We start from the raw sequence: 18,611 nt of genomic DNA, 5'->3' as shown, positions 1-18,611 counted from the left end.
AGATTTATGTATCGTATCCTTTTCCTATTGGTACACCATCAATATGAGCGGCTATATATGCAATTGTTTTGTTGTAATTCAGAGAAGCATTCCAATGTTTTAGAATGGCAAAATTTTTCTCACCAGGCTGATATCCAGCACATTTCGTCCATCCTAGTTTTGCTAAAAATTTAGCTGCAGATGCAATTGCGTCTATGTTAGATTTGACCAAGTCAATTTTCCCATCTTCATCCGCATCTATAGCGTATTTCACGACATTAACTGGGAGAAATTGAAATTGTCCGATTTCGCCAAAAGTAGCACCAAGGGCGTGAGAAGATATAACGCCTTTTTTAACAAGATCAAGGGCATAAAAAAATTGCTCTGTAAAGAATTTAGCACGACGACAATCATAGGCAAGAGTAGCTAGGGTTGACAGTAAGGGAGTTTTTCCCATTGTTTCACCGAAATGGGTTTCTAATCCCCATAACGCCATTAAAATGCCTGGAGGAACCCCATATTCTTTTTTGAGATTTATAAGGAGCCTACTATTTGCCTTTTTCAGTGCGATCCCTTGTGCGATAATCTCGGAAGAACTTAGACCATCAAGGTAATCTTTAAAGGATACCGGCGGAGATGTAACCATCTTTCTATCTCTAGCAATGGTTGTATCTAGATACTCAAGATCAGCAAACAGATGCTTAGCAGTCTTTGGACTCATACCCTCTCGTACAGCACGTGCACGCGCAGCCGATTTCCACTCTCCAAATCTATCCGCAGTATCTGAACAAATAAATTGCGTTGTTGCTTTCTTAGGTTGCGTTACTGCTTGCGCAAGCATTGGATAAACCATCATTAACAGTGATATCAACAAGTATTTTTTAAAAGACACGATAAATCCTTTCTATTGTGTGAGGTAGAGTCGGAAGGTACTTCTTATTGTTTGTCTCAAGCTTCCTGCGCTACCAGTTCAGCAATCTGCACCGCGTTTAGTGCTGCCCCCTTACGCAGATTGTTAGCAACAATCCATAGATTCAGTCCACTTTTGAGCGTGGGATCCTTTCTTATTCGTGAGACAAACACAAGATCTCTTCTTATGGACTCGACAGGTGTAATGTATTCGTTTTTATCAGGTTTGTCTACTACTATACAACCTTTAGATTTATTAATAGCAGCGACAGCATCTTTGATGGAAATATCTTTTTCAAATTCTATATTCACAGATTCCGCATGACCTATGAAAACAGGAACGCGAGCGGCTGTACAACTGACTTTTATATTTGGATCTAAAATTTTTTGTGTCTCTACAAGAACTTTCCATTCCTCTTTTGTAGAACCACCATCCATAAAAACATCTATATGCGGAATAACGTTAAATGCAATATTTTTGGTAAAAACTCGATTTTCTATTGTTTTCTTTGCCAAAAAGGCCTTTGTTTGAGCGAGGAGCTCATCTATGCCCTTTTTCCCCGCTCCAGAAACAGATTGATACGTTGTGACGACAACACGCTTGATCATTGCAAGATCATGCAAAGGTTTAAGTGCTACAACAAGCTGGATGGTAGAGCAATTAGGATTAGCTATAATATTTTTACGAGAAGCTAGGGAGATCGTTTGGGGATTCACTTCAGGGACAATAAGCGGAACATCTGAATCATACCGCCATGCAGAAGAGTTATCTATAACAATACAACCATTTGCGGCTATTTTAGGTGACATTTGAGAAGAAACCGCATGACCCGCTGACATAAGACAAATATCAGTATCAGAAAAATCGTAGGATTTAACATCCTGTACATCAATAGTCTCCTTCCCAAATGGGACTTTGGTGCCAGCTGAACGCTCGGAAGCTAATGCAACAACTTCGCTGATGGGAAAACCACGCTCACATATAATATTGAGCATCTCTCTTCCAACATTCCCTGTTGCACCAACAACTGCGACTTTGAAAGTCATAATATTATCTTCTTATCAACAAATAAACGTGTCACAACGGCTACTTAGACACTCCTATATAGGTATCTGGGAAAATGGATTACGCCCTTAAAATAGTATTTTTAAAATAATAGTCAAGAAAAGCTTCTATGGAATTGACATTTTTTGATGAATCAAAACGTTTCCAGTTCTCAAGATTTGATGTTAGTAAAATGGTAATGGGCATTTTGTGGAATAGGTTAGAATATTTTTCCTTGTCTTCTAGAATTTATTATTTGCTGACCTCAAAGCATTTGAACGTCTTTAACATCTTTAAAAAAAAAGACGCTCTACCACTTCTACTAAGACATGGTATGCACTGTTCTTCAAAGTGGATCAGCGCCTCCGTATAGGGTATCCGAACATCGTTTTCCTACTTCTGTATCCTAGCTGTTAATTATCTTTGGGAAGAGGTGTGTTGAATCACACAAAATAATAGAAAAACTAGCATACCGACTTAATTAATTCCATGAGAAGTTGATCAAATATGCTTTGATGGCGATAATTATTTTTTCTTATCGCATCTGCTCATTTTATTGTCTATGTGCAATTTTTGTATGAGGATAGCTGTTTTTCAAAGATGAGGATATGAGGAAAGGTATTGATTATAAATCAAGATAATGCGGAGTCTATTAAAAGTATTGTATGGCTTTTTCTGATGAAAACCTCTCCACGATGAGAATAATAAGTCTCTTGAGAAATTGAGATTAGTGATTAGGCGGTTAACTAACAGATATTACAATCTTGCAACGTAGAAAGCGTTTATTATTCTTTTGTATTTGTCTGATTAACATAAAACCAAAAATATCACTGGTATATATTTGATTTAAAGCTTTTTTTGTTTTTTTATATTGAGAATTTTTAAGGCTTTTTCGAGGTCAACTGTGTCAGGACTTTCTTCTTTTGAAAGGCTTGCATTGATTTTTTTCCAATGAAGATAAGGTCCATAACGCCCGTTATGAACAGTGATAGATCCACCTTCTGGATGCGTGCCTATCACATGACCTTGGTTTTTAGAGTTCTTTCGAGAGGATTTCTCAATCTTTTTCTTTTCCGTAATGCAAGAAATTGCTTGCTCAAGATCGATTGTGAGGACTTGTTCTATTGATTCTAATTTAGTATAGGCGCCATCATGGTTCAGATAGTAGCCATATTTTCCAGTGCCAGCAATGATATTTTTTTGAGTTTCAGGATGTATTCCTATTTCCCTAGGTAAAGAAAGTAAAGACATTGCTTTGTCGTAGTCTACACTGTCGCTTTTCCAAGTTTTAGGGAGACTGCAACGTTTAGCATCTTTTCCATCTCCTCGTTGCACATACAAACCAAAACGCCCTGATCGCAATGTCACAGATTCTTTTGTTTCTAGGTCATTTCCAAGAAGCACAGATTCTTTCATTTCTGGTATATCTTGTGGGTTTGATGTCAATTGACGGGTATACTTACACTCGGGATAATTAGTACATCCAACAAATGCCCCATATTTACTGCTGAGTTTTAAAGATAGAGAATGGGTATGACATTCAGGACATGTACGACTATCTTCATTGTTTTCTTTAGGAGGAAATATTACAGATGATAAGGTATCATTTAAAATATCAAGTACATTTGATATGCGTAGTTTTTTTATACTGTCAATCTTCTCAATAAATTCTTCCCAAAATTCATGTAGAACTTCTTTCCAATTTAGTTTGCCAGTGGATATTTCATCCAGTTTTTCTTCAAGATCTGCTGTAAAATCATATTCTACATATTGGCTAAAGAAATTCTCTAAAAATGCCGTAACGATTCTACCCGTGTTTTGTGGGAGAATCTTACGTTTTTCGGCAATAACATATTTTCTTTTGTAGAGTGTTTCTAAAATTGTGGCATAGGTAGAAGGTCTCCCAATTCCGATCTCTTCCATTTTTTTAATTAAAGAAGATTCTGAGTATCGCGGAGGTGGTTCAGTAAAGTGTTGAGATGCATTGGTTTCTGTAGCAATAAGTTGTTCGTTAGCGCTGATGTATGGAAGAAGTATATCTTCTTCGGAATTTTTCTCTTGATCATATTGATTTTCCCATACTTTTAAAAATCCGTCAAAACATAAGAGAGATCCAGTGGTTCGTAAATGCCCTATTTGATCGTTATATGTAGCAATAATATTCACAGTTGTACGTTCAAATTTAGCAGAAGCCATCTGGCTAGCAACACTGCGTTTCCATATCAAATTATAAAGTTGGAATTGATCGGAATCCAGAAATTGTTTCATTTTCGAAGGTAGAAAATCAAAGTCATTGGGGCGTATAGCCTCATGTGCCTCTTGGGCATTTTTGGATTTAGAAGAGTATATTCTTGGTTTTTCAGGAAGATAATGATCTCCATAATGGGAAGTGATGGAACGACGTACTGCTTCAAGTGCATCAGGTGACATATGCACACCATCGGTTCTCATATAGGTAATTAACCCAACAATTTCACCGTTAACATCGATTCCTTCATATAATTTTTGTGCTATCCGCATAGTATGTGAGGCGGAAAAACCTAATCTAGATGAAGCAACTTGTTGTAGAGTAGAGGTAGTAAAAGCAGGCCAAGGATTACGTTTAATGGGTTTATTTTCGATTTTTTCGACCGAATAAGTAGCTTTTTTCACAAAAGATATGAGGTCATCCGCTTCTTTTTTATTACTGATAGATTTTTTTTCGATACGCTGACCATTAAAATCCGTGAGATGTGCTGTAAATTTATCGTTGCGAGGTGTTTCTAATAAGACTGAAAGTGACCAGTATTCTTCCGAAACAAAACTTTCTATTTGATTTTCGCGATTACATATGAGACGCAAAGCTACAGATTGCACTCTGCCTGCTGAACGAGCGCCTGGAAGTTTTTGCCATAAAATTGGTGAAAGATTAAAGCCTACTAGATAATCTAATGCACGTCGAGCTAGATAAGCATTCACGAGATCTAAATTGATATCTCGTGGACTTTTCATGGCATTCAGTACAACTTGTTTGGTTATAGCATTGAAGGATACGCGTTGAATTTTTGTTTTTTCTATGAGATTTTTCTGCCGTAGAACATCTAAGACATGCCAAGATATGGCTTCTCCTTCTCTGTCAGGATCGGTAGCAAGAATGAGAATTGTAGACGATTTGACAGCGTGAATAATATTTTGCAGATGTTTTTGAGATGAAGGATCAATATTCCAAATCATCTCAAATTCTTTTTCGGGGAGCACCGACCCTTTTTTGGCAGGCAAATCACGTATATGTCCAAAAGATGATAATACTTTATAATTCGATCCTAAATATTTGCTGATCGTTTTTGCTTTGGCTGGTGATTCTACAATTATAACATTCATTTTTTTATCTCTATACAAGCATGCAATCTGATAGATTACTTTATCCTTTGATATTCAGTCATTGTATATCATAGATCCTGCAGGGTATTGCATACTTTAATTTATAAAGAATGGATAGATGCTTTAATTAATTTCCATATTTTGTACAGTTGCATTTAGGGATAAGGGGATATTCATTATGCAACTTTTTCGCAGTTATTGAGGAGAAGGCAGATGCATTGTTAACGATACCTTCCCTTCAGGATGATGGCAAAGCCTTCCAGCCAGATCTAATTCTAAGAGCACAAGATATACAACGGGCGCTTCTATCCCAGTATGATGGATGATATCATCTATGTGGATTGGCACATTATTCAAAGATTGTTTTATGCGTACTCGTTCACACTGAGTGTATTCAGGGTAATGAGTGATGTTAATATTTTTTGTATGATTTGTATCAGATTGGGATGAAAAAAAGTTTTGTTCTATCTGGGGATGCACCATTTGAAGAACGTCGTGAGAAGAGGTAATAAGAGTAGCGCCTTCTTTAACCAGTTGATTTGTCTCTTCAGAACGAGGATCCAGGGGTGATCCGGGTACAGAAAAAACCAGCCTCCCACATTCTCCCGCAATTCTAGATGTGATGAGAGATCCTGATTTTTTAGTTGCTTCAACAACTATTAGTCCTAATCCTACTCCTACAATGAGACGGTTGCGACGTGGGAAATCATAAGCTCGAGGTTCTCATCCAAAAGGAATTTCGCTTATTGCTATTCCTCCATTATCCCAAATTTCTTCTAATAGATTACGATTTTCTGGTGGATAGAGACAATCTAATCCTCCTGCCATTACGGCAATAGTCCCTGTTTTAAGGGTAGCGCGATGGGCAGCTGCATCTATACCTAACGCTAATCCTGATACGACGGTATAACCTGCATTGCCTATTTCTCTAGCTATTTTTTCGGTGAATTTTATTCCACTTATAGAAGGATAGCGTGTAACAATACCTACAGAAGGTTTTGCGCATACGGCTTTTACATTGCCTTTGACGGCTAAGAGGGATGGGGGACAGTCTATATAACGGAGTGCTGGTGGATAGTTTGGTTCGCTAAGAGCAACAAAGTGTGCTCCAAATGAATCTGCTATTTCTAACTCTTTTTCTGCTGATTCTTTTGAACAAACGCGCGTTTTCCTGCGTATACCGCGCCTCTTTGAGCAAGTTCCGGAATCATTTCTAAAGCTTGTTCTGCGGAACCAAAATAATTAATCATATCACGACAAGTTGCAGGACTTATATTATCGCTTCGAATAAGACGTAACCAAGAAATCTTTTGGTCATCTGTTAAGGATACCCCTCCCTTGAGAGGATTCATTTTTTTCATTATTATTCTTTAGTGTTTTCTTTATAATAAAATTTATTTTTTAAATATTTTTTTTTCTGAGCCTAAAATCAGACGTTTGATATTCTCTATATGTTTCCAATAAACTGTTATAGTCATAAATGTAAATATGATAGGTATATTGACTTCTGGGTATGTGATCCAGATGATCATTGCAATTATCAATGTTGAAAAAAGCGATGAAATTGAAGAATAACCTGTTACCAAAGCGGATGACATCCAAATAGCCGAGAAAAGTATAGCCATCTTGAGCTCTAACGCAATTAAGACACCAATGTATGTTGATATCCCCTTACCACCTTTGAATTTAAGCCATACAGGAAATATATGTCCTAAAAATGTTGCAAATCCAGCCAAAATCCCAATTTTATGATCAAATAACTCGCTGACGATTATAATGGTAGCAGTTGCTTTAATCGCATCAAGCGACAGAGTAGCAAAAGCCAGTTTTTTATTGCTGGTTCTAAGTACGTTGGTAGCGCCAATATTACCAGATCCGATAGATCGTATGTCTTGGAATCCGAACATGCGAGTGAGCAACAATCCAAAAGGTATGGAACCAATAGCATAGCTCAGAATAAGGGAGATTATTGGAGCGATAAGTTCATGGTATGCAAATTGTAAATTATTCATTGATGAATTAACTTTCTAGTGTATAGACTTGCTTGCCTGATATATAGGTTCTTACGACTTTTCCTGTAAAAAATTCTTTATCAAAAACAGTATTCTTATGAATCGATGACATATCATCTGCTTTTACAGTCCACTGATAGTTTAAATCTATTAATGCAATATCGGCTGCTGTTCCAGTCTGTAATGTGCCACCTGGTAGGTTGAATATTTGAGCAGGGCGTGTTGACAGAGCACGGATTAGTTTTTTGAGTGATATCTGTTGTCCATGGAATAAGCGCAACGCTGCCGATAACATTGTTTCTAGCCCTATTGATCCGAAACTTGCCTCGGCAAAAGGAAGAAGTTTTGTATCCATGTGACGAGGAGTATGATCAGATACAATAATATCTATATCACCCTTTTCCAGCGCTTCAACCATACTCATGCGTTCTGTTTCAGAGCGTAATGGGGGTAATACTTTGCGTAAGCTATTATACATTTCGACATCGTTTTCGTTTAAAATGAGATTATTGATTGAAATGCCACACGTCGCTTTTGTGTTGTGTGCTTTAGCATGTTTTATTAGCGCAATTGATTGAGGAATAGAAATAACCGAAGCGTGATAGTGTCCTCCAGTGTGTTGTGCTATAAGCAAATCCCTTGCTAGGGGAACGGTTTCGGATATTGAGGGGATGCCTACTAATCCAAGATAGTTGGCTATAATACCTTCATTGATAACTCCTCTTGATCCAAGAAAATGATCATGGGTATCGAGTGCAACTATTGCGTTAAGCATATGTGCGTATTTCATAGAATTAAGAAGAACTTGCGTATCGTGTATGCTCATTGGGCTTTGTATAAAACTGACAATCCCTTGTTCTTGGAGAAGACGCATTTCACTGATTTCTTTGCCTTCCATGTTACTTGTTAAACAGGCAGTGGGGTAGACATTAATGAGGGATTTTACTCGTATTTCTTCCAAAGCATATTTTATAAAAGTATATTCATCAAGAAAAGAAGACATGCCTAAAGGCATTAAAATTATAGATGTTATTCCTCCTGCTACCGCTTCTTTGGATAATGTGGTGATATTCTTGCTATATTCGTCTGGTGATCCTGTAAGGGTTACCCGTGCATCAATAATTCCGGGAACAGCAACAAGTCCTGTACAGTCATGTATCAAAGCAGATGTCGGAAATTTTGCATTAAGAGCATCGGCGCCAGCAGCTAAGATAATACCATTTTCAACAATGATTGCGCCTACTTCATCAATATCTCGACTGGGATCAATAATGCGTGTATTATTCAAAACAAAGGATGTCATAGTTCTTTCTGTGTGATCTTATTTTGGTTTTCTAGAAGTTCCTTTATGATAGCCATACGGACAGCTACACCCATTTCGACTTGATATTGGATGATGCTCTGTGATCCATCTGCTACACTAGAGGAAATCTCGTAATTACGATTTATGGGTCCAGGATGCATAACAAGTGCATCTTTCTTAGCATACTTGAGTTTTTTTTCATCAAGAGAGTACACATGTTTATACTCTCTTATTGAAGGGATGAGAGATCGGGGTATCCTCTCTTGTTGCATACGTAATATCATAATTACATCGACATTTTTTAATCCTTTTTGCATATCATGAAAAACTTCAACTCCCATGTTAGATATATCTTTTGGGAGTAATGTTATAGGGGCGATGACGCGTATGCGTGCTCCCATGGTATTGAGGAGCATAATATCAGAACGTGCGACGCGTGAATGCAAAATATCGCCACAAATGGCGATATGCAGATTAGATATTTTTCCTTTAAAATGGCGAATAGCAAAAGCGTCGAGCAGTGCTTGTGACGGATGTTCATGTGTACCATCTCCAGCGTTAATGATACTAGGACCCTTAATTTTATGCATTAATGAATTCACTGCGCCAGAATATGGATGGCGAATGACAATGATATTAGGTCGTAGAGCATTTAATGTGGCGATTGTGTCTGCTATATTCTCTCCCTTTTTCATGGCAGAATTTTTTGTATTAATATTTATCACGTGAACACCAAGTAATTTCCCTGCAACTTCAAAAGAAGTTTGTGTACGAGTCGATGTTTCTAAGAAAAGATTAATTTGGGTTAAGCCTTGTAATCTTGTAGTTGATGGATTAAAATGACTCTTCTTTTGGAAATATTCGTTTGCACGATCCAATAAATAGTTTACATCTTGCATCGAAAGGTCTTTAACAGTAACAAAATTGTACAGGGGAAAAGAATACATTAAATGTTCTCCAAAAAAACCGTTATCCTTACCTTAGCATAAAGAGGAATAATTGTTAATAACAGATAGAAGGAATAGTGCGAAAGATCTTTTGACTATCTTCAGCAAGATAGTTTATCTCTGGTAAAGAAGTTTGAAGTTTAGGTTATAGGGAAGTAAATCGAGAGGAAACTCTATTGCGAGTATCCTCTCATGACGTTGAGGGAAATTTACCGAAGATTAGCTATGAATCAAGTACATCAACCATCAGATTCCCTTTTTGCGTTGAATCAACCGCCTCTTTTTATTGGAATGAATGCATATAGCAGTGATTCTTTACTTGTTGCTCTTATTGCAAATTTCCCCAGTGTTGTGCACAAGGAGCTTGAATTATTAGGAGAGTATGTTCTTTCTTGTACTGCACAGGAATTAGCGCGTATGGCGAACTATAATACTCCTCAACTTCATGCGTATGGACCTGGTGGAGAACGTTGGGATAAGGTTGAATTTCATCCTGCTTGGCATGCCTTGTTGCGTCGTTCTATACATGACGGTTTGCATTGTTCTATTTGGGATAGAAGCTTTGAGCCAGTAGTGCGCAAACAAGCGCATAAAATAAGAGCTGCACGTTTGTACTTAATGGCTCAATTAGAGGCAGGACATCTTATGTCTCCCAGTGTGACTAGTGCATCTATGGTTGCGTTAATGACTACTCCAAGGGTGCATAAAGATTGGGCGCCTAAAATATTTTCTCGGGAATATGATCCCACTAATAAAGCACCTATGCAAAAAACTTCTGTTGCGATTGGATTGGGATTAACTGAGAAAAGAGGGGGTACTGACATTGCTGCCATCACTTCTCAAGGCCAAAAAATTAGTGATGGTATCTATTGTTTATCGGGACATAAGTGGTTTTTGTCTTCTCCCATGAGTGATGCTTTTATTATGCTTGCTCAAGTAGAGGGGCGTGTTGGCTGTTTTTTAGTTCCAAGATTACTAGAAGATGGTTCTCCTAATGGTCTCTGCTATCAAAGATTGAAGAATAAAATCGGCAATCGATCAAATGCTACAGTTGAATTAGAATTCTCTAATACTTTTGGTTTTTTGCTCGGGGATCTCAATGTCAGTACGGGTCCTGTCGAAGATATGAAAATACTGATCTATTTGGATAGTGCGATCATGTCGGTATCGGGAATGCGCGTTTCTCTCGCTGAAGCCATTCACTATGCGCGCAGGCGGCATGTTTCTGGAGGTATTTTAATTGATCAGCCAGTAATGAAGCGAGCTATAGCAGATATAGCTTTGGATATTGCTGCGGCAACGGCTCTTTCTTTTCGATTAGCTAATTCTTTTGATGAGGCTAAATCACGTTCTGAAGAAGCTGCTTACGCACGTATTATGGCACCTATTACTAAATATTGGTGTTGTAAAATGGCACCGGCGGTTATTGCTGAGGCAATGGAGTGTATAGGGGGATCAGGTTATATAGAAGAACGCTCTATTGCTCGTCATTACAGAGAGTCTCCTGCTAATTCTATTTTATTGGGTTCTGGTAATGCGATGGTATTAGATGTGCTCAATCTCTTGGAAAAAGGGACAAATTTGTTTGAACAGCTTTTTTCTACCTTAGAACAAGATCTTGGTTCATCTGGTAAAAAAGTCATTACTATTCTTCGAGATTCAATTTCTTTATGTAAAGAAGATAAGGGATTAGCACGATTTTTGACAGAAAAAATAGCGTTGGCTTCTTCTGCAGCCGCGCTTTATCGAGCGGGCATGAACGATATAGCAGATGTGTTTTTGGAAAATAGGTTTTTAGATAATTGCCACTCAACACACTGTATGCTACATGGTCGTTTTAATGCTGCTCATATCATTGATTCTTTATACTTAGATTGTTGAGTAGCATCTTCCTTGTCATAGCAAATAAAATTTTATTTTTAAGGACAAATGAGGAAACTTTCTAGCTTTATTGTAATATCGGTTTATTGGAGAAAATTTGGCGTTTTCGTCTTCTATTATATTGTATGAAACGAAATCAACGTTATGCCGATCATGACAAACATAATTCCTATTGCAGTTGTCCAATAAAATGGTTCATCCCAAATAAGAGACGAAAGACAGGTAGCAATTATTATAATAGCGGAAGTTACAACGGTTTGTGCAATTCGCACAGAAAAGTGTGCAACAACCATAATGTAGGTAAAGAAGCTTATAGCATAGAAGAAAAATCCAAGCCAAAATAATTTACCATCTGAAAAGCGCGTCGAATCAGCAAAGTGGGGGGGGGCTTCTGGGGGTATTATAGACATTTTTATAAAAACAGAAGACAAGACACCAAGTGCCACATTCGCGAGCAGAGCGATCCATTTCATCGTCCCTCCCTGTGGATATCAAGTATTGCAGAGTGTTATCATCCTCTTTCCATAATGACTAAGCGTTACTTGCGAAACAAGGAAAACCTCCACGGAGTGTTACCTGCAAAAATCAGAGGAGCGAAACCGCAGACGGTGGAGGGATATCAAAATGGAAAATAAAAGTCAAAAGACTTGTAGACACTGAAGCAGTTTTTTCATAAATTGTCAAGCAAAGGTATTTTTCTCCTTTCTAAAAGGGAATTGTGCAAATATGCATCATTTTAGTATACGATTTCCTGATAAAGTCGCGGTATATATGAAAGTGAAATATTTATTTGTTGTGGCTTTTAGATGATCGTAAGAGAATTTTCTCCATTTTTGAAATTGCTGAGTTTCGGATTTGTATTATTATCTATAAATTGTCGAGATATTATTTTTTCCATATGGTATATACAAGAAGTAGGTGCATTTATTACGTTAAGATAGCATTACTCGTTTCTAAAATTATCTACAAAATGGATATGTTTTTCTGTAAAGTACTAGAAGCGGGGATCCACTGTAAGATCCGTCTTTAAAATATTATAGATAGAATGAGAGTCAAGAAAAGCTATGGTAAAAAAACCTCTTGTTATTTTTCCAGATCCTATTTTACGGAGAGTATCTCGTCCTATAGAAAAAATCAATTCCGATATTATGAACTTAATAGACAACATGTTGGAAGTTATGTATTCCACCGACGGTATTGGGCTAGCTGCCGTTCAGATCGGAGTTTTGTATAGACTAGTGGTCATCGATTTGCAGGATCATGCTCATCGTAAGAATCCGATGGTTTTTATTAATCCTAAGATAATAACGTTTTCAGATGATTTTTCTGTTTATCAAGAAGGCTGTTTGTCTATTCCAGATTATAGGGCTGATGTAAAGCGATCGGCTTTTATAACCGTGAGATATATGGATTGCAATGCGCAACATCAGATTATATATGCTGATGGATTGTTAGCAACTTGTTTGCAACATGAGCTTGATCATCTAAATGGTATATTATTTATAGATCATCTATCACGTTTAAAGCGTGATATGATAACAAAAAAAATGTCAAAATTAGTACAGTTACGCGATTAAACTATTAGTTTGTAGAAAAAAAGGATATGATTGACGTTGCGAGTTGTTTTTATGGGGACATCAGAGTTTGCAGTGGCTACTTTACAGGCTCTAGTTTCCTCCTCTCATAGTATTGTATCTGTGTATACACAGCCACCACGTCCGGCGGGAAGACGTGGTTTAAAATCTGTACTTTCCGCCGTTCATAAAAAGGCACAAGAGTTCAGTTTGCCTGCCTTGGTTCCCACTAAACTTGGCCAAGAAGAATATGAACAATTTTTGAGTTTTAATGCTGATGTTGCCGTAGTTGTTGCGTACGGATTAGTTATTCCACAACGTATTTTAAACGCAACGAAATTAGGATTTTACAATGGTCATGCCTCTTTGTTGCCACGTTGGCGTGGGGCAGCTCCGATACAGCGTGCTATCATGGCTGGTGATAATGAGACTGGTATAGCTATTATGAAAATGGATAAGCATTTAGATACGGGTCCAGTTGCGTTCATGAGAAAGGTTCCAATATCTTCGAATATAAATACAGCAGGATTGCAACAGGAGTTGAGTGTTCTTTGTGCTCATGCAATGGTGGAAGCTATGGATAAGCTTGAGCAGAATAATCTTCCTCTCTCTCCTCAAATAGAAAATGGCATTACTTATGCTGAGAAAATTTCTAAAGGAGAAACGCGTGTGAATTTTTGTCGATCTGCAGAAAATGTGCATAATCATATTAGAGCACTATCACCTTTTCCTGGAGCATGGTTGGAAATGATGATTGGAAATAAGCATGAACGTATTAAATTATTAGAATCTCAATTAGTGGAAGGTGAAGGCAAGCCGGGCGAAGTGATTAACCCGAATTTTACAATAGCATGTAGTCAGGGGGCGGTGCGTATCATGCGTTTGCAACGAGCAGGTGGACGGGTGTTGGATATCGGTGATTTTCTTTTAGGGTGTCCAGTCATAATAGGCTGTATAGTTGGTTGATGATTCGTTATTGTATGATCATTGAATATAATGGAAGTGGCTATTTTGGTTGGCAAAGGCAGAAAAATGGTTCTTCAATTCAAGGGTCTATAGAAAAAGCCATTTTCTTGGTGACAGGTGAAATTGTGGTAGTGCATGGCGCAGGTCGCACCGATTCGGGTGTCCATGCTCTGAGGCAGGTCGCGCATTTTGATTTAGTACGAGAATGGGTTCCCGTGATATTATGTAAAGCATTAAATGCTTATTTGAAGATATCTGATACCATTTCTATACTCAATTTAAGCATTGTAGATAAGCAATTTCATGCGCGTTTTTCAGCGATTCGTCGCAGTTATCTTTATCGTATTATTACTAGGCAAGCGCCTCTTGCCCTAGAAAAAGGGCGTGCATGGTTGATTCCAAAATCCTTAGATTGTGAAAATATGAGAATAGCAGCACAACATTTGGTGGGTCGACATGATTTTACTACTTTTCGATCAATTCACTGTCAGGCATCATCTCCTATACGTACCATTGACCATTTTGATGTTAATTCATTTGGAAATTTGATTGAAATTCGAGTTGTTGCTCGGAGTTTTTTGCATACTCAAATACGTTCTTTTGTGGGTAGTTTAAAATTAGTAGGTGATGGAAAATGGACATCAACCGACTTGGAAAAGGCACTGCAAGCTCAAGATCGCAAAGAATGTGGACCTCTAGCTCCTCCAGAAGGACTTTATTTTGACTCTGTAGAATATTCTTAATTATACGTTTTCTTCGCAAGTATTTATTGTATGTTTAAAGAGAAGAAAGAAGTAAATCCATGTTTTGAATTGCGGCTCCTGAGGCTCCTTTTCCTAAGTTATCAAAAACCGCTATAATATTGATGTATGGTAATTCAGATGAGTCAAAGAAGAAAAGATGCAATTTATCATTTCCGGACATCATTTCACAAGCTATGGTCTTAATTTTTCTACTTTCTTCTAGTGGAACAACAGAAACTATATTTTGCCCCATATAATATTCTTGAAAAATACTATGTAGTTCTTCGGAGTTCGTCTTCCAAGAAAGTCGCTCCATGTCAAGTGAAATTTGGATAGCAATTCCTTGAGGAAAGCGACCGACTGATGGTAAAAACATAGGACTAGTTTTTATCAAGCTATATTGAGTTATTTCTGGTAAATGTTTATGCAGCAGATCTAGGCTATAAAAAAAATGATTGCTACTGATTGTATCAGGCATATTTTTTTGTTCCATACGGGATATTAGTTTTTTCCCTCCTCCTGTATATCCAGAAACGGCGTTTATAGTAATAGGATACCTATCGGGTAGTAGTTTTGCTTTACGTAGTGGACGTAAAATTGCGATGGCTCCCGTAGCATAACATCCAGGGTTAGTTATATAGCGTGCTGATCTAATTTTTTCTTTTTGGGATTTATCCATTTCAGGAAATCCATATACCCAACCTGGTGCGATTCGATGTGCAGTTGAAGTATCAATAATGCGACTATTTATACCATTTTTTTTGATTAATTGGATTATTTCTAGTGATGCAACATCCGGCAAACAGAGGATAGAGACGTCTGCTGCATTCAAAAGATCCTCTCGATAGCGCAGGTTATGTCTTTCCTCGCATGGAATGGATAGAAGACATAAATCCTTGCGTTGCACTATGCGACTGCGAATTTTTAATCCAGTTGTTCCATGTTCCCCGTCTATAAAAATTTTATACATTGGTTATCCAAAAAACAAAAGAACGCATACCATTGATGTCAACAGGATTTAAAAAAAACTCCAGAAATAGTCGCTTACTTTGTGAAAATACTTTTTTACAACAGAACGTGACGTAATACGGTGCTTCCATACCAAATTCATTGAAAAAAGAGGCCGTAGATCAGCGTTTGGAGAATTGGAAACTGCGACGGGCTTTAGCTTTTCCATACTTCTTGCGCTCAACAATACGGCTGTCTCGCGTTAGGAATCCACCTTTTTTGATTTGTGGTCTCAAGTCTGGTTGAAAATATGTAAGAGCCTTTGCGACGCCATGGCATATGGCACTGGCTTGTCCGGAAAGTCCTCCCCCAGATACAGTGGCGAAAACATCATACATATTATCCTGAGATACTGTGTTGAAAGGTCTTTTTATGTTTAGTACAAGTAAATCTTGTGTAAAATATTTTGATATATCCACATAATTGATGGTAAACTTTCCGCTACCACTCTTAATCCATACGCGTGCTATAGAAGTTTTTCTCTTTCCGGTAGCGTAAGAACGTTGCCATTGGTCAACTTTGCGGGAATGAATCGCAGGAGAAGATGAAGTCTCTTCCGGTTGACTAGTGTTCTCTTCGGTAAGAGTTCCCCCTTGTTGTTCAATGATATCTCGGATATTTTCGATATCTTCCATAGTTAAGTTCTCCTAGAGTTTTTGGGATTCATTTTTGCGATATCCATGAATACCGGCTTTTGCGCTTCATGAGGATGATGGTCTTCGGCATAGATGTGTAAATTCTTCATTTGTTTTCTCGCAAGAGGACCTCTTGGAAGCATTCTCGCAATCGCTTTCTTAAGAATATTAGTTGGAGAAGCCCCTGCAAGTATTTCTTTTGCAGTCGTCTTCTTTATACCCCCTGGATAGCCAGTATGACGATAATAGGTTTTTTGGTCATATTTCTTTCCCGAAAACGCTACTTTAGACGCATTAATAATCACAACATGATCTCCATCATCAGCGCTCGGTGTGTAGGTAGGCTTGTTTTTTCCGCGTAAACGGAGGGCTATTTGAGACGCCAATCTTCCAACAATTAATCCTTTTGCGTCAACTAATATCCATTTTTTTTCCACTTCACTCGATTTTTGAAAGAAGGTTGGTATCATCACAACGATTTCCTTATGTTATAACCATTCCCCTAGCGGAACACATCATTCTGCTCTCCATCAATATCCTTCTAGACAGAGAGAGCATTATCTAGAACTATAACCAGTGCTATTGATATCGGATACTTCTTCATCAGTCAATAACGTGTCAGGCTTTACAATTATAAAAATGACTATATTCTCTTAAATAAATGAGGTTTATTCATCGCATTTTTTGCAAATGCCACATAAGACGCACAGTTGATACTGCGTGAAGTGACGACATCCTACTTTATCAGGGATAGGTAGGAAGAATAACCGTTACCGTTGTTTAGGAAGAAGATCAATGGGTGACATTTTTCTTGTTATATGAGGTACTTTTCCTCTTCTTTCATACGCTGTCACATTAATGTAATGGGGAGTCATTTCCAAAAGGATGAATTCATTTTTAGAGTTCTTGTTTATATTATAAACTCGCACAGGTCTTCCGGTAGAATCTTTTATGTAGCTTTCAGGTGATGATGTAAATCTTGTGGTAAATATGGTTGATATTTTACTCTGTGTTAAAAATTTTTCAAACATCCTTTTTTGGTCAATAGAAGAAAAGCGATCTATATCATCTGCAAAGAGAATAATATATTTGCCTTCGCGTTGAGCTTGAAACACATCGTCTCGAATCCACTGGGAAATTTCACTGCCATTGGAAACGTGTGAAGGTAAGTCTTGTTTGGAAATGTGTTCGGGCACTGCGACTGTAAATATGTTGGACCATTCGTCATTGAAATAGACTGAATGAAACATGCTATAGTTTGCTTGAATGAAATGCACATTGTCTATATTCCATGAGTAAGACTGAGATCCACTAATGCTGATGCTGTAAGTCTCTCCATGCCAGCTTCTGTTCCGGTACCTTTGTGAATCACCGTTGAATTCCTTTATTGATTTAATCTGTGGATAGTGATCATTTATTTGCTGGGATATATCATTGATAGCAATGAAAGCACATCCATAAATGCTGGGAGTAAGGGTATAAGGATCTCTGCAAGGTCTATTTCCTATGTACTCTTGAGATCCTAATCCCCTGAAAAAAGGGAATTTTAATGAATATATGTTGTAGAATCTTTTTAGCTCTTTTGTAGTGCTACTTTGCGTCATATCTCCCGTAAGTATTCCGAGAATAATATTCTTACTAGACTTGAGTGAATTGATAGCTTCGACGAACATGGGTGTATCAGCTTTATACCAAGGATCGGCTATCACAGCGATTCCTTTATGATGACAATTCAAAATTTTATTAACATCCACTACTATGTCCATATTTTGCTTGTGAGGGAGTAAAATACGTTCTAAACTATTGAGTGGCACATGATAAACGGCATGTAGATTGAGATATGTCCCCTGGGATAAAGGGATTTTTCCTTGATAATTTATGGAGGATTCTTTCTTTATCTGTGCAGCTTCTTTGATGCTGAAATCATTTTTTATAAGGCTTGTCTCTAGATCTTTTAATACGGGAGGGGTGATGTCTTGCGGTGTAAGATCAGAATCCTTACATAGCAGGACTATTCCATGATTTAAGGCTTCGTCAGCGGATGCTTCTATGCTAGCCCTATGGTATAAAATATTTGCACATGTTGTCGATATAGTTATTAAGGTAATAATCAATGGGATGATTATCGCTGTTAATATTGTTATATTACCTTTTTTCGATAAAAATATTGTTTTTTTCAAGTGTTTTGTTTTTGACATATTCTGTAATTCTATTATAGAGGCCTCTGATCATATAATATTAAAAAGGCC

Annotated in this window: 15 protein-coding genes and 1 pseudogene; 4 read left to right on the top strand and 12 right to left on the bottom strand. The window is 37.5% G+C overall.

Translation table 11 applies throughout. The annotated features are described in order from the left end of the window. Positions 1-4: 4 nt before the first annotated feature. The 7 genes and pseudogenes from CD16_RS00895 to CD16_RS00865 form a co-directional block, all read right to left on the bottom strand. Entirely contained in the window at positions 5-871 is an 867-nt protein-coding gene (locus CD16_RS00895) for a lytic murein transglycosylase (protein ID WP_012778527.1), read from the bottom strand. Between the two features lie 56 nt (positions 872-927). Beyond that, positions 928-1,935: an aspartate-semialdehyde dehydrogenase gene (locus CD16_RS00890; RefSeq protein WP_012778526.1), complete on the bottom strand. Its 1,008-nt coding sequence runs from the start codon at positions 1,933-1,935 to the stop codon at positions 928-930. An 844-nt stretch (positions 1,936-2,779) separates the two neighbouring features. Further along, positions 2,780-5,293, bottom strand: coding sequence for a type I DNA topoisomerase (gene topA, locus CD16_RS00885; RefSeq protein ID WP_012778525.1), 2,514 nt, complete (start codon positions 5,291-5,293; stop codon positions 2,780-2,782). Between the two features lie 195 nt (positions 5,294-5,488). Continuing rightward, positions 5,489-6,654 (bottom strand): annotated as a pseudogene (dprA, locus tag CD16_RS00880) (DNA-processing protein DprA). Between the two features lie 33 nt (positions 6,655-6,687). After that, the gene (gene plsY / locus CD16_RS00875; protein WP_012778521.1) at positions 6,688-7,305 is read right to left on the bottom strand and encodes a glycerol-3-phosphate 1-O-acyltransferase PlsY; all 618 of its coding nucleotides are present in this window, start codon (positions 7,303-7,305) and stop codon (positions 6,688-6,690) included. A gap of 7 nt (positions 7,306-7,312) precedes the next feature. Next, on the bottom strand, positions 7,313-8,608 hold the full coding sequence (locus CD16_RS00870) for an amidohydrolase family protein (RefSeq protein WP_012778520.1): 1,296 nt from the start codon (positions 8,606-8,608) through the stop codon (positions 7,313-7,315). Next, positions 8,605-9,555 (bottom strand): aspartate carbamoyltransferase catalytic subunit, encoded by a 951-nt coding sequence (locus CD16_RS00865; RefSeq protein ID WP_012778519.1) that lies wholly within the window; start codon positions 9,553-9,555, stop codon positions 8,605-8,607. The genes CD16_RS00870 and CD16_RS00865 overlap by 4 nt, the downstream gene beginning before the upstream one ends. Positions 9,556-9,780: 225 nt before the next feature. On the opposite strand from CD16_RS00865, the gene CD16_RS00860 reads away from it, so the two are divergent. After that, entirely contained in the window at positions 9,781-11,436 is a 1,656-nt protein-coding gene (locus tag CD16_RS00860; protein ID WP_015452336.1) for an acyl-CoA dehydrogenase family protein, read from the top strand. Positions 11,437-11,552: 116 nt separating this feature from the next. On the opposite strand, the gene CD16_RS00855 is transcribed toward CD16_RS00860, so the two are convergent. After that, positions 11,553-11,909, bottom strand: a complete 357-nt coding sequence (locus CD16_RS00855) for an EamA family transporter (protein ID WP_012778517.1) — start codon at positions 11,907-11,909, stop codon at positions 11,553-11,555. A 591-nt stretch (positions 11,910-12,500) separates the two neighbouring features. On the opposite strand from CD16_RS00855, the gene def reads away from it, so the two are divergent. From def to truA, 3 genes are read left to right on the top strand one after another with little or no spacing between them, the layout of a single operon-like run. After that, complete coding sequence (def, locus tag CD16_RS00850) at positions 12,501-13,013, top strand: peptide deformylase (protein WP_012778516.1); 513 nt, start codon at positions 12,501-12,503, stop codon at positions 13,011-13,013. Between the two features lie 30 nt (positions 13,014-13,043). Next, positions 13,044-13,976, top strand: coding sequence for a methionyl-tRNA formyltransferase (gene fmt, locus CD16_RS00845; RefSeq protein WP_012778515.1), 933 nt, complete (start codon positions 13,044-13,046; stop codon positions 13,974-13,976). After that, positions 13,976-14,719: a tRNA pseudouridine(38-40) synthase TruA gene (gene truA / locus CD16_RS00840; RefSeq protein ID WP_012778514.1), complete on the top strand. Its 744-nt coding sequence runs from the start codon at positions 13,976-13,978 to the stop codon at positions 14,717-14,719. The genes fmt and truA overlap by 1 nt, the downstream gene beginning before the upstream one ends. A gap of 34 nt (positions 14,720-14,753) precedes the next feature. Here truA and argC read toward each other — a convergent pair whose 3' ends face one another. The 4 genes from argC to CD16_RS00820 all read right to left on the bottom strand — a co-directional run bounded on the left by argC (position 14,754) and on the right by CD16_RS00820 (position 18,560). Further along, positions 14,754-15,689, bottom strand: a complete 936-nt coding sequence (argC, locus tag CD16_RS00835) for an N-acetyl-gamma-glutamyl-phosphate reductase (protein ID WP_012778513.1) — start codon at positions 15,687-15,689, stop codon at positions 14,754-14,756. A gap of 160 nt (positions 15,690-15,849) precedes the next feature. Further along, entirely contained in the window at positions 15,850-16,362 is a 513-nt protein-coding gene (gene rpsI, locus CD16_RS00830) for a 30S ribosomal protein S9 (RefSeq protein WP_012778512.1), read from the bottom strand. Positions 16,363-16,364: 2 nt separating this feature from the next. Then, on the bottom strand, positions 16,365-16,829 hold the full coding sequence (rplM, locus tag CD16_RS00825; RefSeq protein ID WP_040055292.1) for a 50S ribosomal protein L13: 465 nt from the start codon (positions 16,827-16,829) through the stop codon (positions 16,365-16,367). 303 nt (positions 16,830-17,132) lie between these two features. Next, a complete protein-coding gene (locus CD16_RS00820; RefSeq protein ID WP_012778510.1) occupies positions 17,133-18,560 on the bottom strand; it encodes a hypothetical protein in 1,428 nt (475 codons plus the stop codon). Between the last annotated feature and the right edge of the window lie 51 nt (positions 18,561-18,611).

Origin of the sequence: Candidatus Liberibacter asiaticus (assembly GCF_000590865.3) — a bacterium.
Lineage (GTDB): Bacteria > Pseudomonadota > Alphaproteobacteria > Rhizobiales > Rhizobiaceae > Liberibacter > Liberibacter asiaticus.
This window is presented reverse-complemented; position numbering and strand designations above follow the sequence as displayed.